A 22,567-nucleotide genomic window follows, 5' to 3' on the forward strand; every position below is an offset into this window, starting at 1 on the left:
TTCGCCGCTGTTATTTTGGATTTTGTCGTCAATTTCCCCAAGCTTTATCAAGAGCTTGTCGGCGATCCCGCTGTTATTGAATAACAGCGGCGGAACAGCGGAAAGAACAGCCGCGATATCAGCGGGGAACAGCGGCGGGAACAGCGGGGCTGCCGGAATAACAGCGGCGCCCGTCGGCTAACGAAAAACGGTCATGTCAAAGAGCAGGGGGCGGAATCGGTCCAGCCTTTCGCCGCTCGCGCCTTGCCACAAGCGCCACCAGGCTTGAATCAAGGCTCAGACGATTGCCTGATCAGTCTCGATCCGGCGCCGGAGATGCTCGCGCCAGACGATGTAGAGGCCGCTGCCGATGATCACCGGCGCGCCGATCCAGGTGGTGACGCCCGGCAGCGCGCCGAACAGCAGCCAGCCGAACAGCGTCGCCCAGATCAGCGTCGAATAATCCATCGGCACGACGATCGAGACCGGGCCGAGCTTCAGGGCCGAGGTGAGGGCGATCTGCCCGAGATTGCCCGCGACACCGATGCCGATCAGCAGCAGCCAGATATGCAGCGGGTGTGGCTGATGATCGAAGCCATAGACGATGGAGAGCGGTATCATCGACAGGCTGGCGAACCAGAAGACGGTGGTGAAGGCGCTCTCGGTCCGGCCGATCCGTCGCAGCAGGATCGAGACGACCGCGGTCAGGAACCCGGCCATGATGCCGGCTATCGTGCCCCAGGAGGCGAAATGCCCGGTGCCGGGCCGCGCCACGATGATCACCCCGACAAAGCCGGTGATCACCGCAAGCCAGCGATGCCAGCCGGTCGGCTCCTTCAGCACCAGGGCACCGAGAATCGTCGCGAAGATCGGGATGGTGAACTGGAGGGTGGTCGATTCGGCCAGCGGCAACAGAGTCACCGCGGTAAACAGGCAGGTCATGCTGGTCAGGCCGACCACCGCGCGCATGATATGCGCCGATAATTGTCCGGTGCGAATCGTTGCCAGTCCGGGCCCCGCCGCGATGATCGCCGCGACGAGCGGGACGCCTATCGCCTGGCGAAAGAACAGGATTTCCGACAGGTGCGCGCCGCCGATCTCCGCCAGCTTGATCAGCGCAGCCATCGTCGCGAGGCACACCACCGACAGCAGGCGGAGCGCGACGGCAGGGAGGATATGATCGGGCGCATGGGCGGTCACGGCCGTGCCTATCCCCTGTCAGCTCCGGGCTTTCAAGGGAGGGGCGGCCGTGAATCCTCGCCGGTGCGGTGCTGCAACAATCCGCACGGCTTTTGAATCGGCGTTTCTTGATCGACTGCTAAGCGCCCGATTGGCGTCGTTCAACGACCCGCAGTTCGTTCGCAAAAGCCGCCGCCCGTCACGCTACGCAACGACGCTGCCGAAACGTGTTTTGAGTCCTATGACGCCCTGGAGAACCTAGCAGAGATCAATAGTCGGTTCTACGACACCTTGGCTTTGCCCGACCGGCGTCTGCAGCGCCGGCCTGCGCGCTCGCCGCCTCCTTACCGGCTGACGCGCCCTTCATAATAGGCAGAAGTGTCTAGTTCCAAAGGCCGCGCGCTGCCCAGCGTCGCCTGAGCTCCTGCAAGCGACTATCCTTGGCCACGACGCTCGCCTCAAGATCTTCGACGATCCCTTCGATACGGAATGGCCAGTTGGCCGCATCTTCGGCGAGAACCCGATACAGGAAATCCAGCATATCTGCAGGAAAGCGAGCCGCCAGCGATTTTAGGCGCTTCTCATCGTAGCTCCACGTCGCCGCCATCCCTGGCAAGGGTTCGAGGAGATCGCCAGCTGCCGCTAACAACTCGGGGAAGCGATCGTCGCCATCGATAATCAATGTCGCAACTGCGTCGGTGACGCCAGCAGAGCGGGCGACCCTTTGTCTTGGCCAGACACTTTGCAGAAGCTCCAGTGCACGCTCCTGCCACGCTGGCTCGCGCCACCAGCGCCTGATAATTTGCAGCAATTGCCGTCGAAATTCGTCGCTGGTGTCGAGGATAACCTCTCGAAGCGTATTGGCCGAAATGGCGTCGTCGCTCTCGCGCAGCTCGTCGATCGCCCAGCAGCGCAAGAGGAGAGCTGAAAGGGGGGCCGTCTCGTTTCGGCCAGTGCCAGCCGCTCGCGCCGCCTCGACGATATCCTGATTGAGGATTCGATGAAGATCAGCCGAAAGACCCTGCGCGCGGAAGACGCCGGTCCAAAACGCAGCCTGATCATCGGGATCACCCGCCTTGAACCGTAACAGTTGATCGCGAGCGAATGTCCCGGCGCGGGCGTTGAGAAAACTCAAATTCTGATTGGCCGTAACCACGGCATAACGCCCGGGATCACCATCGAGCTCAACCATTCGCCGCAGCCGATCGATCCAACACGCCGGGAGCAGCCCCTCGGGCGCGTCGGTAGAGGATTGATGCACCGCTACCCCGGCGAGGATGCCGGTGGGCGAATTTATCGCCTCCATCAGCCAGTCATGCTTGCTGCCGGTCGTCAGGACAGCGGAGCCCGCTCGCTCGGTATGCTGCTCCAGCGCACCGAGCAGATTGGACCATAGAGACGCTTCGATATCCGGAGCATCAGCCCTGAGCTTGGCCTCCCACTTCTCCACCCAAAGCGCGACCGGGCGCAGGATGTGCGCCAGGTCGGCAGGCGCCAGTGCCGACAGGACGCATGCCGTGGCAACCGGAAGGCGCGGCGTCGTCTCGTTTCTTTCGTCGGGAAGGAGAAAATCTTCCCAGAGCCGAAGCGACGGTGGCGATGCGGCGTGCCGCAGCGCTGCAAGTGAACGAACCGGCATCTTGCGGGACAATCCGCGAAACGGGCGCAGCACGGTTTGAACGTCGATACGCTGATGGTCCATCGCCAGCGCTGCCCCTGCGACATCGGCGATGGGAATGTCCAACAGCGCGTCAAATTCGGTGCGCTCGCCGACGGAATAGACTTTGATCTCGATCGAATTCGCGGCCTCTTCACCCACCCGCGGGCTCCATTCCGGACAGCGTTCGCGCAATCGCTGCGCCTCCGTTTCGAAATCGAAAGTGAATGCGCAGCCTTTCAGACGAAGCCAATGGAGTCGCTCAAGCGCGTAATAGGCGGCGCGCTTGTTGTGCATATCCGCGGTCTCGCCGTCGTAGATGTCGGGGCCTCGCAGGATCCGATCTTCGATGTCCTTAAGGTCGGATGGCTGAAAACCGGTCCAACGGTTTACGATCGCGTGGAGCAAATCTCGCTGATGATCTCGGTCCCAAAATCCATCGTCGTTGAGAGCGATCAGCCTTCGGGCAGCGTCATGATCGGATAGCAGCCCCGCTGCGGTCACGGTCCAGATGGTAAGACGGTTGGCAACGGCGTCCGACCGGCGCAGCCAATGCGCCAAAGCCGCGCGGACCAGCTCGGGATCAGCGGGAAGAATTCGCTCGAGCACGGCGACCCAATCTCGAAACAGCGCGGTGAGATTGTCACCGACGTCCGCCTCCCACCCACGCGGATCGTGAGCCCGCTCTGCCCAGGCGAGGAGCGAGTCCCACAGCGCCGCGTAATTGTTCGCCGCGTTGAAGGCGATTGGAGTGACGCCTTTGTGAAGCCATAGCGCCTCTGCGAGTTCATCATCCCCGGCCTGAAGCGCGTACATGGGTTGGAAGGTTGCTGAACGCGTATTGAGCGCTTCGAGTAGATACTGAACCGGAGGGTCGTTGGCCGTGTAGCCGACAAATACGATCTGATACCGTTCCATTAGCGACCGGATGAACCGCGTTGCCCAGCCTTCCGAGAGATATGCTCGTCCGAAGTCGGCGCTCGAGATGACGAATTCTTCTTCGAGCGGCGCTCGCCCATCGAGGTCGAGTACGCCGTGAAGGTGCATGATTCCCTTGAACGCTGCCAATCGATTCGGGCTCGGCAGGTCGGGGGCTGTATGCCACGCAATGTTCGGATCACAGGCCTCGAACAGTCGGTCGAAGTTCGTGGTAACCAGTCGAACTTCACCGTCCGTCCCACGAGAAAGATCGATCAGCGCTTGGTGAGCAGAAAGGTCGTCAACCTTCGGCTTGAGGCTGGCAGCCACCGCAGCCCTAACGCGCGGGACATCAAACTCCTGTTCGAGAATTGAAAATGCGCGATCTGCCGGAATGAGGCCTTCGACGCCGCGAACACTTACTGCGCGCGATGCTGCGATGACAGCCCGCGCGCGACTGTTCGAGGCCGCATGCAGATGTTCGAGCACGTCATCGGCCAGACCGTAGAAATCTGGCAGGTGAGCCCGGGCGAGCGATACACCTGATCCGCAAAAGAAAATTACTTGTCCCTCGTCCCGAGCGCTTAGCAGCTCGTTTGGGAAAATCGGGCCGTTTTGAACGAATCGCATCCAACTCCGCCCCGTTTTTACGCAAACTCTACGGCCAAGAATCCGCCGCGGCTACCATGTCCCAAGGAGGCTCACTTGACGTCGAGCCTGCCTTCGATCGACGTCGGCTTTCGGCGGTTGGTTTACTCAAAGTGGTCAGCCGGCATCCAGCCCAACTCGTGCCCATCGATTGACTCAGTGGAAGGGCGGCCGGCATTTACCGATGCCGCCCATTCGCCTTCCAACCGGCGTTACTCGCCCATGCTGGAAAGCAATTCGTCGAGCTGCTCCAGCTGCTCCGGCAATCCGGCCGCCGAGCCCTGTAGTGCTTCCTCGAGCGCCTCGCTGGACGGATAGACTTCGTGGAAGGTCAGCAGCGTCTTCCCGCCCTGGTCCTCGAAGGTCACGGTCGTGATCGCGCCCTCTTCGCCCTCGTCGTTGGTCCAGACGATGCGCTCGTTCGGCACCACCTCGAGATACTTGCCGTAGAAGGCCATGGTGTCCGAACCGCCGGCGCTGAATTCAAGCCGATATTTGCCGCCGGTACGGACGTCCATATCGCATGCTACGAGCGAAACGCCGGATACCGATTTTGGCATCCACCAGCGCCGGAACAGCTCGGGCCGGCTCCACGCCTTGTAGACAATGCCCGGCGGCGCATTGAATGTCCGCGTGACGACGAGTTCGCGATCCCCTCTGCGCTCGACTGACGTGCGGGTCTGCGCGCTAGCTTGCTGATCCATCGCTTTCCTCCTGTTTCATTTCGCTGATGATGTCGTCCAATGCTTCGAAGCGGGCCTCGAAAAGCTTGCGGTGCGCCTCGATCCACGCCGCCTCCGCCTCGAGGCCGCGTTTCCCGAGCCTGCAGGTTCTCACCCGCCCGACCTTCTGCGTGACGACGAGCCCAGCCCGCTCCAGAACCTGGATGTGCTTCTTCATGCCGGTCAGCGTCATCTGGAATGTATCGGCGAGACTGGTGATCGACGCGTCCGCTCGGCCAAGCTGATCGATGATCCCGCGGCGGGTCGCATCGGACAGCGCCGCAAAGGAGAGGTCGAGGGGAGGGCTTGCATACTGAACCATATGGTTCAGTGTCTAACCTGCTCGCGCAGGAAACGCAAGGGGTCCCGAACTTTCCCTGCCGTAGACCGGTGGTTCGAGGTCATGGCTTCTGGAGGGCCTTGCCTGCGACATCGTGATCCAGTCCCATCACATGGACAATGATCGCCCGATCACCGGGGCGTTCACCGCCACATCTTCCCTGGCCGACATGTCGGCGTGGCCGGAATTCCTGAAAATACGCACCCGCAGAAGGCGCGCGCGTGTGGAAGTTCAATCGGTCCTGACATCTGGGGATGCCGTCGCCGGCGGATTGAAGGGGAGGTTCGTCGCGGTCCTTCGGGGAGGGACATCGTCGATTTCGCCGCAAGCGTGATCAAACGCCCCCTTTGATCCGCTCGCCTTTCCGGCTATCCGCCGCCGCCATGATCAAGCACGCCCTCCCCGTCACTCGTGAGGCCGATTTTTCGGCCTGGTACCAGTCCGTCATTTCGGAAGCCGACCTCGCCGAGGAATCGGGCGTACGGGGCTGCATGGTCATCCGGCCATGGGGCTATGGTATCTGGGAGCGTATCCAGCGCCTGCTCGATGACCGGATCAAGGCGACCGGCCATGAGAATTGCTATTTTCCGCTGTTCATTCCGCTTTCCTATTTCGAGAAGGAAGCGGAGCATGTCGAAGGTTTCGCCAAGGAAATGGCGGTCGTTACGCATCACCGCCTGGTGAGCAACGGCAAGGGCGGCCTGATGCCCGATCCGACCGCGAAGCTCGAAGAGCCTCTGGTCGTTCGCCCGACCAGCGAGACCGTGATCGGCGTCGCGTTCGCGCGGTGGATCCAGTCGTGGCGCGACCTGCCCGTGTTGATCAACCAATGGGCGAATGTCGTGCGCTGGGAGATGCGCACGCGCATGTTCCTGCGCACCAGCGAGTTTCTCTGGCAGGAGGGCCACACCGCCCATGCCAGCGCCGAGGAGGCGCGCGAAGAAACGCTCAAGATGCTCGAAGTCTATCGCAGCTTTGCCGAGGATTGCCTCGCGCTGCCGGTGGTGGCGGGCGAAAAGCCGGAGAATGAACGCTTCCCCGGCGCGGTCGCGACCTATTCGATCGAAGCGATGATGCAGGACGGCAAGGCGCTCCAGGCAGGCACCTCGCATTTCCTCGGCACCAATTTCGCGCAGGCGCAGAATATCCGCTTCCAGAATGCGGCGGGCGAGCTGGAGCTTGCCAATACGACGAGCTGGGGCGTCTCCACCCGGATGATCGGCGGGGTCATCATGGTGCATGGCGACGACGACGGGCTGCGGGTGCCGCCGCGGATCGCGCCATGGCAAATCGTGATCGTGCCGATGTTGCGCGACGCGCCCGAGGATGCGGCGATCATCGATTATTGCAAGGCGTTGCAGGCGCAGCTGGCGTCGCTGTCAGCGCTCGGCGAGCCGGTGCGGGCGCTGCTCGATCTCAAGCCGGCCAAGGCAGCGACCAAGCGCTGGGGCTGGGTGAAGAAGGGCGCGCCGATCATCCTCGAGGTCGGCGGGCGCGATGTCGCCGGCGGCAATGTCTCGGTCATCAGGCGCGACCGGCTTTACCGCGAGGACGGCAAGCTCGACAGCGCCATCGTTCCGCGGGGCGATTTCCTCGGCCAGGCGGCCGCCATGCTGGCGAGCATCCAGTCGAGCCTTCATGCCGAGGCACGCGCCCGGCTCGAGGCCAATATCGTCCGTGACGTGACCGACTTTGCCGGGATCGAGCGCGCCTTCGCCGAGGGCGTGAAGAACCCCGGCTGGGTCGAGGTGCAATGGTCGAAGCCGACCGGCGCAGCGCTCGAGGCGGTCGGCGAGCGGTTGAAGGCGCTGAAGCTGACGATCCGCAATGCGCCGATGGACTCGGCGCCGGTGGATGGCGCGTGCCTGTTCACGGGCGCGCCGGCGGTCGAGCGGGTGCTGGTTGGGCGCTCTTACTGACGACCGACGCTCGTCGGTCCCGGACGATGCCGTGCTGCCTTGATCAGGTGGCCGGAAGTGTCGCGCTACCCGGCAGTTCACGCCCGGTTATTGCGCCAGCTTCGCCCCGATATGTGTTTCGCCCCGTGCCTCCGCCAGCAATGCCTGGCGGTGGCGCTCGGCATAGCCAGCACGTTGGGTCTCGTCGCGTTGCGCATGGCAGGCCGGGCAACTGACGCCTTCCTCGTAGAGCGGCGAAGCGCGATCCTCGGCGTTGAGGGGCATGCGGCAGCCGCGGCATAGCGAATGGGTGCCGGGCTCGAGCCCCTGTTTCACCGCAACCCGCTCGTCGAAGACGAAGCATTCGCCTTCCCACCGGCTTTGTTCGGGGGGCACTTCTTCGAGATATTTGAGGATGCCGCCTTCGAGGTGATAGACCTCGTCCAGCCCTTCCGATTTCAGGAAGGCGGTGGCCTTTTCGCAGCGGATGCCGCCGGTGCAGAACATCGCGATCTTCGGCTGCTCGGCGCCTGCCAGCAACGCCTGGCGGTTGGCGCGGAACCAGTCCGGGAAATCGCGGAAGCTGTGCGTCTTCGGATCGATCGCGCCGGCAAAGCTGCCGATCCCGACCTCGTAATCATTGCGCGTGTCGATCAGGATCGTGCCCGGTTCCTCGATCAGCGCATTCCATTCAGCCGGCGCGACATAATGGCCGACGCCCCGGAGCGGATCGATGTCGGGCAGGCCCATCGTGACGATCTCGCGCTTCAGGCGCACCTTCATGCGATGAAAGGGCATCGTCGCTGCGCGCGAGTCCTTGACCTCGAGCCCGGCGCAGCCCGGCAGGGCGCGGATATGGGCGAGGACCCGGTCGATCGCCTCGGGCGCGCCGGCGATGGTGCCGTTGATGCCTTCGCGGGCGAGAAGCAGCGTGCCCTTGATGCCGTCCGCCTCACAGGCCCGGGCGAGCGGCTCGCGCAGCGCGGCGGGGTCAGCGAAACGGGCGAAGCGGTACAATGCGGTGACGCGGATGGGGGGAGGCATGTCGGCCATGCGGCGCGCTACTATGGCCGCAGCCCTTTCGTCAAAATCTCTCTATTGCGCGGCGACCGCCGGCGCACCATTCTTGGCGGCCGGGAGCCCCTTTCATCAATGAGGACAAGGAATGGAGATCGAAGCGGATCTTCCCGAAGAAGGCAAGGATCGCACGTTGAACCGGCTGGTGGCGATGACGGTCGTGATCCTGTCGGTCTTCATGGCGGTGGCGAACATCAAGGACGACAATCTCGTCCAGGCGATGCAGCTCGCCAAGAGCAATGCGATCGATACCTGGTCCGAATATCAGGCGACCAAGACCAAGGCGCATATCGTCGACACCGCAAGGACCGAAATGGCGCTGATCGCTGGCCCGAAGCCGTCTCCTGCCGCGGTCGTTGCGCTTGCGACGATGGACAAGGAGGCGGCGAAATATGCCGCCGAGGCGCCCGAGCTGAAGGCCAAGGCGCAGGCTGACGATGCGCAATATGATGCGCTCAATACGCATGACGACCAGTTCGACATGTCGGATGCGCTGATTTCGATCGCGATCTCGCTTGCCGCCGTCGCGGCGTTGGCGGAGACGCGGTGGCTGTTGTTCACCGCCTGGGGCTTCGGCGCCTTCGGGCTGGTGATGGGGATTGCCGGCTTTGCCGGCTGGATGATCCACCCCGACGCGCTGGCGAATTTCCTGAGTTAGGGGTCGAGCGTCGACCAGCGCTCGGCGAAGGTCGCCCGCTCGTCATCGTTCAGATGAAGGCCGAGCTTGCTCCGCCGCATCAGCGCGTCCTCGGCAGTGCGGGCCCATTCGCGGGTCCGCATCCAGCGCGCTTCGATCTCGGTGAGGCCGCCGCCGAGATCAGCGCCCATGCCCGCCTCGTCCTTCACGCCGGCCAGCATCTCGGCGAGCATCGAGCCATAGGCGTGCGCCATCCGTTCCGAACGGGCATCGCCGAGGAACGGCCAGGTTGCGCGAACCTCGGCGAGGAAGTGGCCAAAATCGGGGATCGCGCCGCCCGGAAAGACGCGCGCGCGGGTCACATTGTGCTTCAGGAAACCCATCGGCTCAGCCAGCTTGCCCAGTGCTTCCTCGGCGAGATGACGGGCGGTGGTGATCTTGCCGCCGAACACCGACAGCAGGGCAGGGCCCTGCAGGTCCAGTTCGAGGACATAATCGCGCGTGACTTCCTTCGCGTCGCTGGCGCCGTCATCATAGAGGGGACGGACGCCGGACCAGCTCGACGTCACGTCCGCCGGGGTGACCTGGCGCACGAAATGGCTGTTCACCGCGTCGCAGAGATAGGCGATCTCGTCGTCGCTGATTGTCGCATCCTCGGGATTGTCGACGGGAATATCAGTGGTGCCGATCTCGGTGAACGCGCCCTGATAGGGGATGGCGAAAATGATCCGGCGGTCGGGCAGCTGCAGGATATAGGCATGGTCGCCCTCGTAGATTTTCGGCACGAGGATATGGCTGCCCTTGACCAGCCGGACGCCGCTCTTCGCGCTGATGCCGAGATCGTCGAGCAGGCGGTGAACCCAGGGGCCGGCTGCGTTGACGATCGCGCGGGCGGTCACCTCGCGGCCGTCGGAAAGCTTCGCGCGCCACATTTCGCCGTCGCGCCGTGCCGATTCGAGCGCGACGCCGACCGCGATTTCCGCGCCGTTGCCGGCGGCATCGATCGCGTTGAGCACGGTGAGGCGCGAATCGTCGACCGAGGCGTCCGAATAGACGAAGCCGCGGTCGCCGCCCCTGAGCGGGGCGCTATAGGCGGTATCGGTCTTCCGCAGGCCGCGCGAGCGGGGCAGGGTCATCCTGCCGCCGAGCATGTCGTAGAGGACGAGCCCGAGCCTGATCATCCACCAGGGCCGCACCGCATTTTCCTGCGGCAGGACGAAGCGCAACGGGCGGATGATATGGGGGGCGGCGTGGATCAGCCGCTCGCGCTCGCGCAGCGCCTCGGCGACCAGCTTGAACTCATAATATTCGAGATAGCGCAGGCCGCCATGGATCAGCTTGGTCGAGGCCGAGGAGGTATGGCCGGCAAGGTCATCGCGCTCCACCAGCAGGACCGAGAGGCCGTGCAGTGAGGCTTCACGCGCGATCGCGCAGCCATTGATGCCGCCGCCGATGATGAGGAGATCATGGGTCACTGCCCGCGCTATATCGCGGGCGCGGGGCGTAGGCGACTCGTCGTGAAGGATTGAGCCATGGCCTCGTCCGGCGTAGCGACCTTCGTGAATGCGGTGAGGAAGCGCTGATGCGTCGAGCTGAAATTGTCGGCGTCCAGTATCTTCGCGGGATCGCGGCGCTGGCTGTCGTGGTCGATCACGCCTCGGGCACCGCTGCCTTCTCGAAATATTTCGGCGACTCCCCGGCATGGGCCTTCACCAGCAATGGCGCGCGCGGAGTCGACCTGTTCTTCATGATCAGCGGCTTCATCATCACCATCGTCGCGCTGCAGGGCGCCGAGCTCGCGCCGGCGATGAGGCTCGGCGATTTCTTCGCACGGCGCTTCGCCCGGATCGTGCCGCTGATGTGGCTTGCGATCGTCTCCTATCTGCTGCTCCAGCTTGCCTTCAGGCACGGCGTGCCGCCGCTCTTGCCCTATGTCCACGCGATGCTGCTGCTGCCGGGCGCTATCCTGCCGCCGCATATCTGGACGTTGCGCCAGGAGCTCGTCTTCTATCTCGTCTTTGCGATTGCGATGCTGACGGTGCGGCCGGCGCGGCTAGTGGTGGCGCTATGGCTCGCGCTGCCCTTCATCCTGATCGCCCTTGGGATGCTGCCGCATGACCGGGGGATGGTGCAGGGCGGGATTGCCATGATCGCGGCCCCGAACAATCTCGAATTCGGGGCTGGAATGCTGATCGGCATCATCTGGCTGAAGCGGTTCGCGCACCGCGACCTGGTGGCGCCGATCGACCCGCTGTTTTTGCTTGTCGTCGGATTCGTCGCTGTGGTGGCGGCGATTTCATGGACAAGTGGGCGTCTGGCCGTCCCGGGGCATGTCGCCCTTTGTTCGCTGCTGTTCGTGCCGCTGCTGTTCTACGCCGTTCATGTCCGCTGCCCCGATGGGTGGCCGCGCAGGATCGGCGAGACGCTCGGCAATGCCTCTTACGCAATCTATCTCTTCCATCCGCATGCGGTGTCCGGGAGCCTGGGGATTCTTGCGCGGCTGACGCCGTGGATGCCGCGCGGCGCGCTCGTCGCGATCGTGGTGCTGATCGCAACCGGGTTCGGCGTGGCGGTGCACCTGCTGGTGGAGAAACCGCTGGTCCGTTATGCGCGCATCCTGCTCGGCAGATCGCCTTCGCCGTCGATGACGTCGAGCGGAACTACCGGCGGCGCGTGAACTTCCGTCGCCGGCTGTTGACCGTCTCCGAGTCGGCCTGTATAGGCGCCGCTGCCCGGACGGACCTTCGTCTTGTTCGGGCATGCTTGAACATTGCTGGATGCATTCCAGGGCCCGGGGGGCGTTTTCGCCCCTAGCGGTCCTTTTTGTATTCCCGAGCGTCATGGCTCCAGCAAAGTAACCACTTGAAAGGTGAAGGCTTCAATGCCGACGATTAACCAGCTGGTCCGCAAGGGCCGCGATCCGCAGAAGGCCAAGTCCAAGGTCCCTGCGATGGAACAGAACCCGCAGAAGCGCGGTGTCTGCACCCGCGTCTACACGACGACCCCGAAAAAGCCGAACTCGGCTCTGCGCAAGGTTGCCAAGGTCCGCCTGACCAACCAGCGCGAAGTCATCAGCTACATCCCGGGCGAAGGGCATAACCTGCAGGAGCACTCGGTGGTGCTGATCCGCGGCGGTCGCGTTCGCGATCTTCCCGGCGTCCGCTACCATGTTCTCCGCGGCGTGCTCGACACACAGGGTGTGAAGGATCGCCGCCAGTCGCGCTCCAAGTACGGCGCTAAGCGTCCGAAGTAAGCCGATCGGCAAGCCAGCCGACGCAAGTCGGCGTCTGGTTCGTCCGATCACCAAGGGCTGAAGTTTAGAGGAAGAAATCAAATGGCACGTCGTCGTCGTCCGGAAAAGCGGATCATCCTGCCTGATCCCCAATATGGGGATGAGGTTCTCTCCAAGTTCATGAACAGCGTCATGCTCGACGGCAAGAAGTCCGTCGCCGAGCTGATCGTCTATGGTGCACTCGCAACCGTCGAGCAGCGCGCCAAGAAGGATCCGATCGGCGTGTTTCACGAGGCGCTCGCCAATGTGAAGCCGGGCATCGAGGTCCGTTCACGCCGCGTCGGCGGTGCGACCTATCAGGTCCCGGTCGAAGTGCGCCCCGAGCGCGCCCAGGCACTGGCGATCCGCTGGCTGATCTCCGCCGCGCGTGCGCGGTCGGAGAACACTATGTCGGCACGCCTCTCGGGCGAGCTGATGGACGCAGCCAACAATCGCGGCAACGCGGTGAAGAAGCGCGAAGATACGCACCGTATGGCCGAAGCGAACCGCGCTTTCAGCCACTACCGCTGGTAAGCCGCGAGCGTCGGTTCGGCGCTCTGGCACTGGTAAATCTCACGACCTATATGTAGGAGGCCGGGCAACCCCCGGTCTCCTGCATCGCTAAGGAAACACGATCATGGCCCGCAGCCATCCGCTCGACATGTACCGCAATATCGGCATCATGGCGCACATCGACGCCGGCAAGACGACGACGACCGAGCGTATCCTCTATTACACCGGCAAGTCCTACAAGATCGGCGAGGTCCATGAGGGCACCGCGACGATGGACTGGATGGAACAGGAGCAGGAGCGCGGGATCACGATCACATCGGCTGCGACGACGTGCTTCTGGAACGATCACCGCATCAACATCATCGACACCCCCGGCCACGTCGACTTCACGATTGAAGTCGAGCGTTCGCTGCGCGTGCTCGACGGTGCCGTCGCATGCTTTGACGGCGTTGCCGGCGTCGAGCCGCAGTCCGAGACCGTGTGGCGCCAGGCCGAGAAATATCACGTGCCGCGCATGTGCTTCGTCAACAAGCTCGACCGTACCGGCGCGAACTTCAACATGTGCGTCCAGATGATCAAGGATCGTCTCGGCGCGCGTCCGGCCGTGCTGTATCTCCCGATCGGCCTCGAGAGCGATTTCAAGGGCCTGGTCGACCTGGTCGAGAACCGCGCGATCATCTGGCTCGAGGAGAGCCTGGGCGCGAAGTTCGAATATCAGGATATCCCCGCGAACATGGCCGACGAGGCCGCGACCGCGCGGTCCGAGCTGATCGAGATGGCCGTCGAGCAGGACGACGACATCATGGAGCAGTATCTCGAGGGCAATGAGCCCGATGTCGCGACGCTGAAGAAGCTGATCCGCAAGGGCACGCTCAACTTCTCGTTCGTGCCAGTGCTGTGCGGCTCGGCGTTCAAGAACAAGGGCGTTCAGCCCCTGCTCGACGCCGTCGTCGACTATCTGCCGTCGCCGCTGGACATCAAGGACGTCGAAGGGCTGAAGCTCGACGGCGTGACCCCGGATTCGCGTCCGCCGGCCGACGACGCGCCCTTCTCGGCGCTTGCGTTCAAGATCATGAACGATCCCTTCGTCGGTACGCTGACCTTTGCGCGCATCTATTCGGGCAAGCTCGAGACTGCGTCGATGGTGGTCAACTCGGTCAAGGACAAGAAGGAAAAGGTCGGCCGCATGCTGCTGATGCATGCCAATGACCGCGAGGACATCCAGGTTGCCTATGCCGGCGACATCGTCGCGCTTGCGGGCCTCAAGGATACGACGACCGGCGACACTTTGTGTGCGGCGAACGCCCCGATCATTCTCGAGCGGATGGAATTCCCGGATCCCGTCATCGAGGTCGCCGTGGAGCCGAAGACCAAGGCCGACCAGGAGAAGATGGGCATCGCGCTCAATCGCCTGGCGCGCGAGGATCCTTCGTTCCGCGTGACCTCGGACGTCGAGAGCGGCCAGACCATCATCAAGGGCATGGGCGAGCTCCATCTCGAGATCCTGGTCGATCGCATGAAGCGCGAGTTCAAGGTCGAGGCGAATGTCGGTGCGCCGCAGGTGGCGTATCGCGAGTATCTCGCGAAGCCGGTCGAGCTGGTCTACACCCACAAGAAGCAGTCGGGTGGTTCGGGCCAGTTCGCTGAAGTGAAGGTCAAGCTCGTCCCCGGCGAGCGCGGCTCGGGCTTCGTGTTCGTCGACTCGATCAAGGGCGGCAACGTCCCGCGCGAATATATCCCGTCGGTCGAGAAGGGCATGCGCGAGACGGCCGAGACCGGATCGCTGATCGGCTTCCCGATCATCGATTTCTCGGTCGAGCTGCTCGACGGCAAGTATCATGACGTCGACTCGTCAGCGCTTGCCTTCGAAATCTGCGCGCGGGGCGCGATGCGGGAAGCGGCCCAGAAGGCAGGCATCAAGCTGCTCGAGCCGATCATGAAGGTCGAGGTCGTGACGCCCGAGGATTATCTCGGCGACGTGATCGGCGATCTGAACAGCCGTCGTGGCCAGATCCAGGGCACCGACACCCGCGGCAACGCGACCGCCGTCGAGGCGATCGTGCCGCTGGCGAACATGTTCGGCTATGTGAATCAGCTCCGCTCGTTCAGCCAGGGCCGTGCGCAATATTCGATGCAGTTCTCGCATTACGACGAGGTGCCCGCCAACGTTGCCGATGAAGTGAAGGCAAAGCTGGCATAATCTGAAATCACTCGCTAAGGGGCCGCTTCCGCGCGGCTCTGCAGCGACCCCGGAATTTGAATAAGAAGAGGCGAAAATGGCAAAAGCAAAGTTTGAGCGGACGAAGCCGCATCTCAACATCGGCACCATCGGTCACGTCGACCATGGCAAGACGTCGCTGACGGCCGCGATCACCAAGGTGCTCGCCGAGACCGGCGGCGCCACCTTCACGAGCTACGCGAACATCGACAAGGCGCCCGAAGAGCGCGAGCGCGGCATCACCATCTCGACCGCACACGTCGAGTATGAGACGACCGCGCGCCACTATGCGCACGTCGATTGCCCCGGCCACGCCGACTATGTGAAGAACATGATCACCGGTGCCGCCCAGATGGACGGCGCGATCCTGGTCGTGTCGGCGACCGACGGCCCGATGCCGCAGACCCGCGAGCACATCCTGCTCGCCCGTCAGGTCGGCGTGCCGACGATGGTCGTGTTCATGAACAAGGTCGATCTGGTCGACGACGAGGAAATCCTCGAGCTGGTCGAGATGGAGATCCGCGAGTTGCTCTCGAAGTATGATTTCGACGGCGACAACATTCCGGTCATCCGTGGCTCGGCAGTGTGCGCGCTCGACGACAAGCAGCCCGAGATCGGCCATGACGCCGTTCTCAAGCTGATGCAGGCAGTCGACGAATATCTGCCGCAGCCCGAGCGTCCGCTCGACAAGCCGTTCATGATGCCGATCGAGGACGTGTTCTCGATCTCGGGTCGCGGCACGGTCGTCACCGGTCGCGTCGAGACCGGCGTTGTGAAGGTCGGCGAGGAAGTCGAGATCGTCGGCATCCACCCGGCGGTTCGCAAGACCACCGTCACGGGCGTCGAAATGTTCCGCAAGCTGCTCGACCAGGGCCAGGCCGGCGACAATATCGGTGCGCTGATCCGCGGCGTCGGCCGTGAAGAGGTCGAGCGTGGTCAGGTTCTCTGCAAGCCCGGCTCGATCAAGCCGCACACCGACTTCCAGTCGGAAGTGTATGTGCTGTCGAAGGACGAGGGTGGCCGTCACACGCCGTTTTTCGCCAACTATCGTCCGCAGTTCTACTTCCGTACGACTGACGTGACCGGCACTGTCGAGCTGCCCGAGGGCACCGAGATGGTCATGCCGGGCGACAACATCGCTCTGGGCGTCAAGCTCATTGCGCCGATCGCCATGGACGTCGGCCAGCGCTTCACCATCCGTGAGGGTGGCCGTACCGTTGGTTCGGGTATTGTCAGCGGCATCTCGAAGTAATATAGACGCGCCTCCGCCCGATTCCCTGTGGGAGTCGGGCGGTTGCTATTTGCTGGAAGTCGGCCGCAGGCCGATCCCCAACAAGAACATGAACAATAGTTCGGTTGTCCTCGGGCAACCCGCTCTTTCGCATCGGTAGGGTTATGGAAACGCAGAATATTCGGATTCGTCTGAAGGCATTCGATCATCGTGTGCTCGATCAGGCAACCGGCGATATCGCCGACACGGCGCGCCGCACCGGCGCTCTTATTCGCGGTCCTATCCCCCTCCCGACGCGCATCGAGAAGTTCACGGTGAACCGCGGCCCGCACATCGACAAGAAGTCGCGTGAGCAGTTCGAGGTTCGCACCTACAAGCGGATGCTGGATATCGTTCAGCCGACCCCGCAGACGGTCGACGCGCTGATGAAGCTCGATCTTGCCGCGGGTGTTGATGTTGAGATCAAGCTGGCCTAAGGGCTGCGCTCCGCAAAGAGATTCGGTTCCGCGATAAGCGGGATCAGATAGGGATACCGCCGGGCTTGCCCGGGTCTGCGTCCCCCGTCACGTTCCTGCGCTCGCGGGAACACCAGCCCGGGACGGGGCACGTTACATTTTATGGGCTGAGCACGCCCGCTTCGGGATTGTCCGAAGCGGGCCTCTGTTATGGGAGCATTGGTCATGCGCACTGGCGTGATCGCGAAAAAGATGGGGATGACCCGCTTGTTCCAGGACGATGGGCGCCATGTGCCCGTCACCGTCCTGCAACTGGAAAATCTGCAGGTAGTGGCCGTTCGCGAGGCCGACCGTGATGGTTATACCGCCGTCCAGCTTGGTGCTGGTACCGCCAAGGCGAAGAACGTCGCCAAGCCGCAGCGCGGCCATTTCGGCAAGGCCGAAGTCGAGCCCAAGGCGAAGCTGGCCGAGTTCCGCGTGTCCGACGATGCCGTGCTCGACGTGGGCGCCGAGATTTCGGCTGACCATTATGTCGCCGGCCAGATCGTCGACATTCAGGGCGTCACCCAGGGCAAGGGCTTCCAGGGCGGCATGAAGCGCTGGGGCTTCGGCGGTCTGCGCGCCACCCACGGCGTCTCCGTCTCGCACCGTTCGCTCGGTTCGACCGGTCAGCGCCAGGATCCGGGCAAGGTCTTCAAGAACAAGAAGATGGCCGGTCACATGGGCGACAAGAACCGCACCCAGCAAAATCTCGAGATCGTCTCGACCGATGCCGAGCGCGGCCTGATCTTCGTCAAGGGCTCGGTGCCCGGCTCGAAGGGCGGCTGGCTCCTCGTCAAGGATTCGATCAAGGTCGCACGGCACGCCGATGCGCCGTACCCGGCCGGCCTCAAGGCCGCCGCCAACAGCAACGCCGCTGCTCCTGCCGAGACGCCCGCTGAGGACGTCCAGGCCGTTGACGCGACCGAAGGCCAGGAGGGCTGAACATGAAGGTCACAATTCAGTCCTTCGACGCAAAGGCGAAAGCCGGGGAGCTCGAGCTCAACGACGAGGTTTTTGGCCTTGATCCGCGCGCCGACATCCTGCACCGCGTCGTCACTTGGCAGCTCGAAAAGCGTCGTGCCACCGCTCGCGGTACCCGCGAACGCGCCGATGTCGCCCGCACCGGCAAGAAGTTCGGTCGCCAGAAGGGCGGCGGTACGGCTCGCCACGGCGATCGCCGCGCCCCGACCTTCGTCGGCGGTGGTAAGGCTCACGGCGCCCGCGTCCGTGACTTCAATCCGTCGCTCAACAAGAAGATCCGCGCACTCGGGCTGAAGATGGCGCTTTCGAGCCATGCCAAGGCTGGCTCGCTGGTCATCATGGACAGCCTCGCGGTGAACGAGAACAAGACCAAGACGCTGACCGCTGACTGGGCGAAGCTCGGCTTCGGCAAGACGGCTCTGGTGATCGACGGCGACATGGTCGAGACGAGCTTCGCGCTCGCCGCGGGCAACCTTCGCCAGATCAACGTGATGCCGGCCGCCGGCGCCAATGTTTACGACATTCTGAAGCATGACACGCTGGTGCTGACCCGCGCTGCTGTCGAAAAGCTGGAGGCGCGCTTCAATGGCTAAGAAGCAGAAAGCCGGTATCGACATCCGTCATTATGACGTGATCGTCGCACCGCACATCACCGAAAAGGCGACCCTGCTTTCCGAGCAGAATGCCGTGGTGTTCAAGGTCGCGAACGACGCGACCAAGCCTGAAATCAAGGCGGCCGTCGAGGCGCTGTTCGACGTCAAGGTCCTGGGGGTCAACACGATCGTCCAGAAGGGCAAGACGAAGAAGTGGAAGGGCACACCCTACACGCGCTCCGACATGAAGAAGGCGATCGTGACGCTGGCTGACGGTCAGTCGATCGACGTGACGAGTGGAATTCAGTAATGGCACTTAAACATTACAATCCGACCAGCCCGGCACGACGCGGACTCATCCTCGTCGACCGTTCGGGCCTGCACAAGGGCGGCCCGATCAAGGCGCTGACCGAAGGCAAGCGCAAGACCGGTGGCCGCAACAACAAGGGCCATGTCACCTCGCGCGGCATCGCCGGCGGCCACAAGCAGCGCTATCGCCTGATCGACTTCAAGCGCCGCAAATGGGACGTGGACGGCACGGTCGAACGGATCGAATATGATCCCAACCGCACCGCCTTCATCGCCCTGATCAAATATCCGGACGAAGAGCTCGCCTATATCATCGCGCCGCAGCGCCTCGCCGTCGGCGACAAGGTGGTCGCGGCGAAGAAGACCGACGTGAAGCCGGGCAACGCGATGGAACTGGGCCAGATGCCGGTCGGCACGATCGTCCACAATGTCGAGATGAAGCCGGGCAAGGGCGGCCAGCTCGCCCGTTCGGCAGGCACCTATGTGCAGGTCGTCGGCCGCGACAAGGGCATGGTGATGGTTCGCCTCAACTCGGGCGAGCAGCGCTATATCCATGCGAACTGCATGGCGACCGTCGGTGCCGTATCCAACCCCGACAATGGCAACACCAACCTCGCCAAGGCAGGCCGCAATCGCTGGCTCGGCAAGCGCCCGCTGACCCGCGGCGTCGCCAAGAACCCGGTCGACCATCCGCATGGCGGTGGTGAAGGCCGGACCTCGGGCGGCCGCCATCCGGTCACCCCATGGGGCAAGCCGACCAAGGGTGCCCGCACCCGTCACAACAAGTCGACCGACAAGATGATTATCCGGTCGCGTCACGCCAAGAAGAAGGGCTAACGCCATGGCTCGCTCAGTCTGGAAAGGTCCTTTTGTGGACCTCCATCTGCTCAAGAAGGCAGAGACCGCCCAGGAAACCAACGCACGTGCGCCGATCAAGACGTGGTCGCGCCGTTCGACGATCCTGCCGCAGTTCGTTGGCCTGACCTTCACCGTTTATAACGGTCGCAAGTTCGTGCCCGTGTCCGTCAATGAGGACATGGTCGGGATGAAGCTCGGCGAGTTCGCGCCGACGCGCTACTTCCCTGGCCATGCCGCCGACAAGAAGGGCAAGCGCTGATGTCGAAGGCAAAATCCCCCCGCAAGGTCGGTGAGAAGGAAGCTCTCTCGGTCGGGACGCAGATTCGCGGTTCGGCTCAGAAGCTCGGCCTCGTCGCTGCGCTGATCCGTAACAAGAAGGCCGGCGATGCGATGAACATCCTGGCGTTCTCGACCAAGGGCATGGCTGTCGAAGCCCGCAAGGTTCTCGCCTCGGCGATCGCCAATGCGGAGAACAACCATAATCTCGATGTCGACGCGCTCGTCGTCGCCGAGGCCTCGGTCGGCAAGTCGATCGTCATGAAGCGTTTTGCGACCCGCGGTCGCGGCAAGTCCACGCGCATTCTCAAGCCGTTCTCACGGCTGCGGATCGTCGTGCGCGAGCAGGAAGAAGCATAATGGGTCAAAAGAGCAATCCGATCGGTCTGCGTCTTCAGATCAACCGTACCTGGGATAGCCGCTGGTATGCGGAAGGTGCCGATTATGGCCGCCTCCTGCTCGAGGATCTCAAGATCCGCAGCTACATCATGAAGACGCTGCCCCAGGCGGCGATCTCCAAGGTGGTGATCGAGCGCCCGGCCAAATTGTGCCGCGTCTCCATCTTCGCTGCACGCCCCGGCGTGATCATCGGCAAGAAGGGCGCGGACATCGAGAAGCTGCGGCGCACGCTCGGCAAGATGACCTCGTCGGACGTCTCGCTGAACATCGTCGAGATCCGCAAGCCCGAGGTCGATTCCAAGCTCGTCGCGCAAGGCATCGCCGATCAGCTCGAGCGTCGTATCGCTTTCCGCCGCGCCATGAAGCGTGCGGTCCAGTCGGCGATGCGTCTTGGCGCAGAGGGCATCCGGATCAATTGCGGCGGCCGCCTTGGTGGCGCCGAGATCGCCCGGTCGGAATGGTACCGCGAGGGCCGGGTTCCGCTGCACACGCTGCGCGCGAACGTCGATTATGCCGAAGCGACTGCGCACACCGCTTACGGCGTGTGCGGCGTGAAGGTCTGGATCTTCAAGGGCGAAATCCTGGGTCACGACCCGATGGCGCAGGACCGGATCATGATGGAGGCTCAAACCTCCGGCGTGCGTCCGGCCCGCTAAGGAACCAAAGCAATGCTGCAACCCAAAAAGACCAAGTTCCGCAAGCAATTCAAGGGCCGGATTTCCGGTGACGCGAAGGGTGGAACGACGCTCAACTTCGGCTCCTACGGGCTGAAGGCGATGGAGCCAGAGCGGATCACCGCGCGGCAGATCGAGGCGGCTCGCCGCGCGATCACGCGCCACATCAAGCGCCAGGGGCGTTTGTGGATCCGCATCTTCCCGGACGTGCCGGTCACGTCCAAGCCTGCCGAAGTCCGCATGGGCAAGGGCAAGGGTTCGCCCGAATATTGGGCGGCACGGGTCAAGCCCGGCCGCATCCTGTTCGAGCTGGACGGTGTACCTGGCGACGTTGCCGCGATGGCGTTCAGCCGCGCAGCGATGAAGCTGCCGATCAAGGTGAAGGTCGTTGCCCGTCTCGGCGACACCTCGCATCTGGGAGTTGCATAAGATGAGCAAGGTCGACACCCGTCGCTCCGATCTCAGGACGAAGACCGAGGACCAGCTCGATGAAGAGCTGGGCAATCTGAAGCGCGAGGCATTCAACCTGCGTTTCCAGGCCGCCACCAACCAGCTCGAAAAGCCGAGCCGGGTTCGTGAAGTCCGTCGCGACATCGCTCGCATCAAGACCCTGCAAGGCCAGCGCGTGCGCTCGGCCGACGCCAAGTAAGGAAGAGAGACATGCCGAAGCGCGTGCTGACCGGGGTGATCGTCTCGGACAAGACCGACAAGACGGTGGTGGTGAACGTTGAGCGCAAGGTGAAGCACGCGCTCTACGGCAAGATCATCCGCCGGACGAAGAAGTACCATGCCCATGACGAGGGCAACGAGTTCAAGCAGGGCGAAACGGTGCGGATCGAAGAGACCGCGCCGATCTCCAAGCTGAAGACCTGGAAGGTGATCGAGCGGGTCAACACCCACGCGACCCCCGAGCGGGCAACCATCGACGGCTGAGGCCGTAGCATTGAGGCGGGGACCGGTCGGAATCGGCCCCAAATGAGAAGGAACCGGATCGATGATCCAGATGCAGTCCAATCTCGAGGTCGCTGACAACAGCGGCGCGAAGCGGGTGCAGTGCATCAAGGTGCTTGGCGGGTCCAAGCGCCGCACCGCAGGCGTTGGCGACATCATCGTCGTCAGCGTCAAGGAAGCCGCACCGCGTGCTCGCGTGAAGAAGGGCGACGTTCACCGCGCCGTCATCGTGCGTACGGCGAAGGACATTCGCCGCGCCGACGGCACCGTGATCCGCTTCGATTCGAACGCGGCCGTGCTGGTCAACAAGAACGAGGAGCCGATCGGCACCCGTATCTTTGGCCCGGTGGTGCGTGAGCTCCGCGGCAAGAAGCACATGAAGATCATCAGCCTGGCGCCGGAGGTTCTGTAATGGCTGCAGCGAAGATCAAGAAGGGTGACCGCGTCATCGTCCTGTCCGGCAAGGACAAGGGACGGACCGGTGAAGTCACCAAGGCCATGCCGAAGGACGGCAAGGTCATCGTGTCGGGCGTGAACATCGCGATCCGCCACACCAAGCCGAGCCAGGGCGACCCGCAGGGTGGCCTGAAGCGCGCCGAAGCGCCGATGCATGTCTCGAAGGTCGCTCATGTGACCGCCGACGGCAAGCCGACGCGCGTCCGTTTTGAAACCAGGGACGGCAAGAAGGTCCGCGTGGCCGTGAAGTCCGGGGAGACGATCAGTGGCTGATACCAACCAGGC

27 protein-coding genes are annotated in these 22,567 nt (G+C 63.2%); 21 read left to right on the plus strand and 6 right to left on the minus strand.

The genetic code is table 11. The features are described from left to right. Positions 1-276: 276 nt before the first annotated feature. The 4 genes from ABD050_RS17735 to ABD050_RS17750 all read right to left on the minus strand — a co-directional run bounded on the left by ABD050_RS17735 (position 277) and on the right by ABD050_RS17750 (position 5,425). Entirely contained in the window at positions 277-1,179 is a 903-nt protein-coding gene (locus ABD050_RS17735) for a DMT family transporter (RefSeq protein WP_343890819.1), read from the minus strand. Positions 1,180-1,540: 361 nt separating this feature from the next. Further along, entirely contained in the window at positions 1,541-4,363 is a 2,823-nt protein-coding gene (locus ABD050_RS17740) for an SIR2 family protein (RefSeq protein ID WP_343890820.1), read from the minus strand. Between the two features lie 230 nt (positions 4,364-4,593). Beyond that, positions 4,594-5,085 carry an SRPBCC family protein gene (locus ABD050_RS17745; RefSeq protein ID WP_343890821.1) on the minus strand — a complete coding sequence of 164 codons (492 nt, stop codon included), beginning with the start codon at positions 5,083-5,085 and terminating at the stop codon, positions 4,594-4,596. Continuing rightward, positions 5,069-5,425 (minus strand): ArsR/SmtB family transcription factor, encoded by a 357-nt coding sequence (locus ABD050_RS17750; RefSeq protein WP_343890822.1) that lies wholly within the window; start codon positions 5,423-5,425, stop codon positions 5,069-5,071. Before ABD050_RS17750 ends, ABD050_RS17745 begins: the two co-directional genes overlap by 17 nt. A gap of 88 nt (positions 5,426-5,513) precedes the next feature. Here ABD050_RS17750 and ABD050_RS17755 point away from each other — a divergent pair, with 88 nt between their 5' ends. After that, positions 5,514-5,777, plus strand: coding sequence for a YiiD C-terminal domain-containing protein (locus ABD050_RS17755; RefSeq protein ID WP_343890896.1), 264 nt, complete (start codon positions 5,514-5,516; stop codon positions 5,775-5,777). 49 nt (positions 5,778-5,826) lie between these two features. Further along, on the plus strand, positions 5,827-7,362 hold the full coding sequence (locus ABD050_RS17760; RefSeq protein WP_343890823.1) for an aminoacyl--tRNA ligase-related protein: 1,536 nt from the start codon (positions 5,827-5,829) through the stop codon (positions 7,360-7,362). Between the two features lie 87 nt (positions 7,363-7,449). Here ABD050_RS17760 and trhO read toward each other — a convergent pair whose 3' ends face one another. Then, the gene (gene trhO / locus ABD050_RS17765) at positions 7,450-8,394 is read right to left on the minus strand and encodes an oxygen-dependent tRNA uridine(34) hydroxylase TrhO (RefSeq protein WP_343890824.1); all 945 of its coding nucleotides are present in this window, start codon (positions 8,392-8,394) and stop codon (positions 7,450-7,452) included. 112 nt (positions 8,395-8,506) lie between these two features. Here trhO and ABD050_RS17770 point away from each other — a divergent pair, with 112 nt between their 5' ends. Next, entirely contained in the window at positions 8,507-9,076 is a 570-nt protein-coding gene (locus ABD050_RS17770) for a DUF4337 domain-containing protein (protein WP_343890825.1), read from the plus strand. Here the strand turns inward: ABD050_RS17770 and glpD are convergent. Next, positions 9,073-10,530, minus strand: coding sequence for a glycerol-3-phosphate dehydrogenase (gene glpD, locus ABD050_RS17775; protein ID WP_343890826.1), 1,458 nt, complete (start codon positions 10,528-10,530; stop codon positions 9,073-9,075). The genes ABD050_RS17770 and glpD overlap by 4 nt on opposite strands. 107 nt (positions 10,531-10,637) lie before the next feature. On the opposite strand from glpD, the gene ABD050_RS17780 reads away from it, so the two are divergent. From ABD050_RS17780 to rplX, 18 genes are all read left to right on the plus strand, one after another. Beyond that, positions 10,638-11,732 carry an acyltransferase family protein gene (locus ABD050_RS17780; protein ID WP_343890827.1) on the plus strand — a complete coding sequence of 365 codons (1,095 nt, stop codon included), beginning with the start codon at positions 10,638-10,640 and terminating at the stop codon, positions 11,730-11,732. Positions 11,733-11,936: 204 nt separating this feature from the next. Then, positions 11,937-12,308 carry a 30S ribosomal protein S12 gene (rpsL, locus tag ABD050_RS17785; protein ID WP_019516007.1) on the plus strand — a complete coding sequence of 124 codons (372 nt, stop codon included), beginning with the start codon at positions 11,937-11,939 and terminating at the stop codon, positions 12,306-12,308. Between the two features lie 81 nt (positions 12,309-12,389). Next, positions 12,390-12,860: a 30S ribosomal protein S7 gene (rpsG, locus tag ABD050_RS17790; RefSeq protein WP_343890828.1), complete on the plus strand. Its 471-nt coding sequence runs from the start codon at positions 12,390-12,392 to the stop codon at positions 12,858-12,860. Between the two features lie 103 nt (positions 12,861-12,963). Then, positions 12,964-15,039 (plus strand): elongation factor G, encoded by a 2,076-nt coding sequence (fusA, locus tag ABD050_RS17795; protein WP_343890829.1) that lies wholly within the window; start codon positions 12,964-12,966, stop codon positions 15,037-15,039. A 76-nt stretch (positions 15,040-15,115) separates the two neighbouring features. Then, positions 15,116-16,309, plus strand: a complete 1,194-nt coding sequence (gene tuf, locus ABD050_RS17800; protein WP_343890830.1) for an elongation factor Tu — start codon at positions 15,116-15,118, stop codon at positions 16,307-16,309. Between the two features lie 143 nt (positions 16,310-16,452). Next, positions 16,453-16,764 (plus strand): 30S ribosomal protein S10, encoded by a 312-nt coding sequence (gene rpsJ, locus ABD050_RS17805; RefSeq protein WP_034161642.1) that lies wholly within the window; start codon positions 16,453-16,455, stop codon positions 16,762-16,764. A 204-nt stretch (positions 16,765-16,968) separates the two neighbouring features. Next, entirely contained in the window at positions 16,969-17,727 is a 759-nt protein-coding gene (gene rplC, locus ABD050_RS17810) for a 50S ribosomal protein L3 (RefSeq protein ID WP_343890831.1), read from the plus strand. A gap of 2 nt (positions 17,728-17,729) precedes the next feature. Beyond that, on the plus strand, positions 17,730-18,359 hold the full coding sequence (rplD, locus tag ABD050_RS17815) for a 50S ribosomal protein L4 (protein ID WP_343890832.1): 630 nt from the start codon (positions 17,730-17,732) through the stop codon (positions 18,357-18,359). Continuing rightward, positions 18,352-18,669 (plus strand): 50S ribosomal protein L23, encoded by a 318-nt coding sequence (locus tag ABD050_RS17820; protein ID WP_343890833.1) that lies wholly within the window; start codon positions 18,352-18,354, stop codon positions 18,667-18,669. Before rplD ends, ABD050_RS17820 begins: the two co-directional genes overlap by 8 nt. Further along, the gene (gene rplB, locus ABD050_RS17825) at positions 18,669-19,505 is read left to right on the plus strand and encodes a 50S ribosomal protein L2 (protein WP_343890834.1); all 837 of its coding nucleotides are present in this window, start codon (positions 18,669-18,671) and stop codon (positions 19,503-19,505) included. The genes ABD050_RS17820 and rplB overlap by 1 nt, the downstream gene beginning before the upstream one ends. Before the next feature lie 4 nt (positions 19,506-19,509). Next, entirely contained in the window at positions 19,510-19,785 is a 276-nt protein-coding gene (rpsS, locus tag ABD050_RS17830; protein WP_034161646.1) for a 30S ribosomal protein S19, read from the plus strand. After that, positions 19,785-20,162, plus strand: coding sequence for a 50S ribosomal protein L22 (gene rplV / locus ABD050_RS17835; RefSeq protein ID WP_343890835.1), 378 nt, complete (start codon positions 19,785-19,787; stop codon positions 20,160-20,162). Before rpsS ends, rplV begins: the two co-directional genes overlap by 1 nt. Then, entirely contained in the window at positions 20,162-20,857 is a 696-nt protein-coding gene (rpsC, locus tag ABD050_RS17840; protein WP_343890836.1) for a 30S ribosomal protein S3, read from the plus strand. The genes rplV and rpsC overlap by 1 nt, the downstream gene beginning before the upstream one ends. A 12-nt stretch (positions 20,858-20,869) precedes the next feature. Next, positions 20,870-21,304: a 50S ribosomal protein L16 gene (gene rplP / locus ABD050_RS17845; RefSeq protein ID WP_343890837.1), complete on the plus strand. Its 435-nt coding sequence runs from the start codon at positions 20,870-20,872 to the stop codon at positions 21,302-21,304. A 1-nt stretch (position 21,305) separates the two neighbouring features. Continuing rightward, positions 21,306-21,524 (plus strand): 50S ribosomal protein L29, encoded by a 219-nt coding sequence (rpmC, locus tag ABD050_RS17850; RefSeq protein ID WP_343890838.1) that lies wholly within the window; start codon positions 21,306-21,308, stop codon positions 21,522-21,524. Between the two features lie 11 nt (positions 21,525-21,535). Beyond that, the gene (gene rpsQ / locus ABD050_RS17855) at positions 21,536-21,808 is read left to right on the plus strand and encodes a 30S ribosomal protein S17 (RefSeq protein ID WP_343890839.1); all 273 of its coding nucleotides are present in this window, start codon (positions 21,536-21,538) and stop codon (positions 21,806-21,808) included. Positions 21,809-21,869: 61 nt separating this feature from the next. Beyond that, positions 21,870-22,238: a 50S ribosomal protein L14 gene (rplN, locus tag ABD050_RS17860; protein WP_343890840.1), complete on the plus strand. Its 369-nt coding sequence runs from the start codon at positions 21,870-21,872 to the stop codon at positions 22,236-22,238. Further along, positions 22,238-22,555 carry a 50S ribosomal protein L24 gene (gene rplX, locus ABD050_RS17865; protein WP_343890841.1) on the plus strand — a complete coding sequence of 106 codons (318 nt, stop codon included), beginning with the start codon at positions 22,238-22,240 and terminating at the stop codon, positions 22,553-22,555. The genes rplN and rplX overlap by 1 nt, the downstream gene beginning before the upstream one ends. The last annotated feature ends 12 nt before the right edge of the window (positions 22,556-22,567 follow it).

This window comes from Sphingomonas oligophenolica (assembly GCF_039522915.1).
Classification (GTDB): Bacteria; Pseudomonadota; Alphaproteobacteria; order Sphingomonadales; family Sphingomonadaceae; genus Sphingomonas; species Sphingomonas oligophenolica.

What these genes read in the sequence shown, in the direction of transcription:
- rplX (WP_343890841.1), top strand. Translation starts at nt 22,238, where the DNA reads ATGGCTGCAGCGAAGATCAAGAAGGGTGACCGCGTCATCGTCCTGTCC.
- rpsC (WP_343890836.1), top strand. Translation starts at nt 20,162, where the DNA reads ATGGGTCAAAAGAGCAATCCGATCGGTCTGCGTCTTCAGATCAACCGT.
- rpsJ (WP_034161642.1), top strand. Translation starts at nt 16,453, where the DNA reads ATGGAAACGCAGAATATTCGGATTCGTCTGAAGGCATTCGATCATCGT.
- rpsQ (WP_343890839.1), top strand. Translation starts at nt 21,536, where the DNA reads ATGCCGAAGCGCGTGCTGACCGGGGTGATCGTCTCGGACAAGACCGAC.
- trhO (WP_343890824.1), bottom strand. Translation starts at nt 8,394, where the DNA reads ATGGCCGACATGCCTCCCCCCATCCGCGTCACCGCATTGTACCGCTTC.
- ABD050_RS17745 (WP_343890821.1), bottom strand. Translation starts at nt 5,085, where the DNA reads ATGGATCAGCAAGCTAGCGCGCAGACCCGCACGTCAGTCGAGCGCAGA.
- ABD050_RS17770 (WP_343890825.1), top strand. Translation starts at nt 8,507, where the DNA reads ATGGAGATCGAAGCGGATCTTCCCGAAGAAGGCAAGGATCGCACGTTG.
- rplD (WP_343890832.1), top strand. Translation starts at nt 17,730, where the DNA reads ATGAAGGTCACAATTCAGTCCTTCGACGCAAAGGCGAAAGCCGGGGAG.
- ABD050_RS17750 (WP_343890822.1), bottom strand. Translation starts at nt 5,425, where the DNA reads ATGGTTCAGTATGCAAGCCCTCCCCTCGACCTCTCCTTTGCGGCGCTG.
- rpsG (WP_343890828.1), top strand. Translation starts at nt 12,390, where the DNA reads ATGGCACGTCGTCGTCGTCCGGAAAAGCGGATCATCCTGCCTGATCCC.
- ABD050_RS17760 (WP_343890823.1), top strand. Translation starts at nt 5,827, where the DNA reads ATGATCAAGCACGCCCTCCCCGTCACTCGTGAGGCCGATTTTTCGGCC.
- rplC (WP_343890831.1), top strand. Translation starts at nt 16,969, where the DNA reads ATGCGCACTGGCGTGATCGCGAAAAAGATGGGGATGACCCGCTTGTTC.
- rplP (WP_343890837.1), top strand. Translation starts at nt 20,870, where the DNA reads ATGCTGCAACCCAAAAAGACCAAGTTCCGCAAGCAATTCAAGGGCCGG.
- ABD050_RS17820 (WP_343890833.1), top strand. Translation starts at nt 18,352, where the DNA reads ATGGCTAAGAAGCAGAAAGCCGGTATCGACATCCGTCATTATGACGTG.
- rpmC (WP_343890838.1), top strand. Translation starts at nt 21,306, where the DNA reads ATGAGCAAGGTCGACACCCGTCGCTCCGATCTCAGGACGAAGACCGAG.
- rplN (WP_343890840.1), top strand. Translation starts at nt 21,870, where the DNA reads ATGATCCAGATGCAGTCCAATCTCGAGGTCGCTGACAACAGCGGCGCG.
- rplV (WP_343890835.1), top strand. Translation starts at nt 19,785, where the DNA reads ATGTCGAAGGCAAAATCCCCCCGCAAGGTCGGTGAGAAGGAAGCTCTC.
- rplB (WP_343890834.1), top strand. Translation starts at nt 18,669, where the DNA reads ATGGCACTTAAACATTACAATCCGACCAGCCCGGCACGACGCGGACTC.
- ABD050_RS17780 (WP_343890827.1), top strand. Translation starts at nt 10,638, where the DNA reads ATGCGTCGAGCTGAAATTGTCGGCGTCCAGTATCTTCGCGGGATCGCG.
- ABD050_RS17740 (WP_343890820.1), bottom strand. Translation starts at nt 4,363, where the DNA reads ATGCGATTCGTTCAAAACGGCCCGATTTTCCCAAACGAGCTGCTAAGC.
- tuf (WP_343890830.1), top strand. Translation starts at nt 15,116, where the DNA reads ATGGCAAAAGCAAAGTTTGAGCGGACGAAGCCGCATCTCAACATCGGC.
- rpsL (WP_019516007.1), top strand. Translation starts at nt 11,937, where the DNA reads ATGCCGACGATTAACCAGCTGGTCCGCAAGGGCCGCGATCCGCAGAAG.
- rpsS (WP_034161646.1), top strand. Translation starts at nt 19,510, where the DNA reads ATGGCTCGCTCAGTCTGGAAAGGTCCTTTTGTGGACCTCCATCTGCTC.
- fusA (WP_343890829.1), top strand. Translation starts at nt 12,964, where the DNA reads ATGGCCCGCAGCCATCCGCTCGACATGTACCGCAATATCGGCATCATG.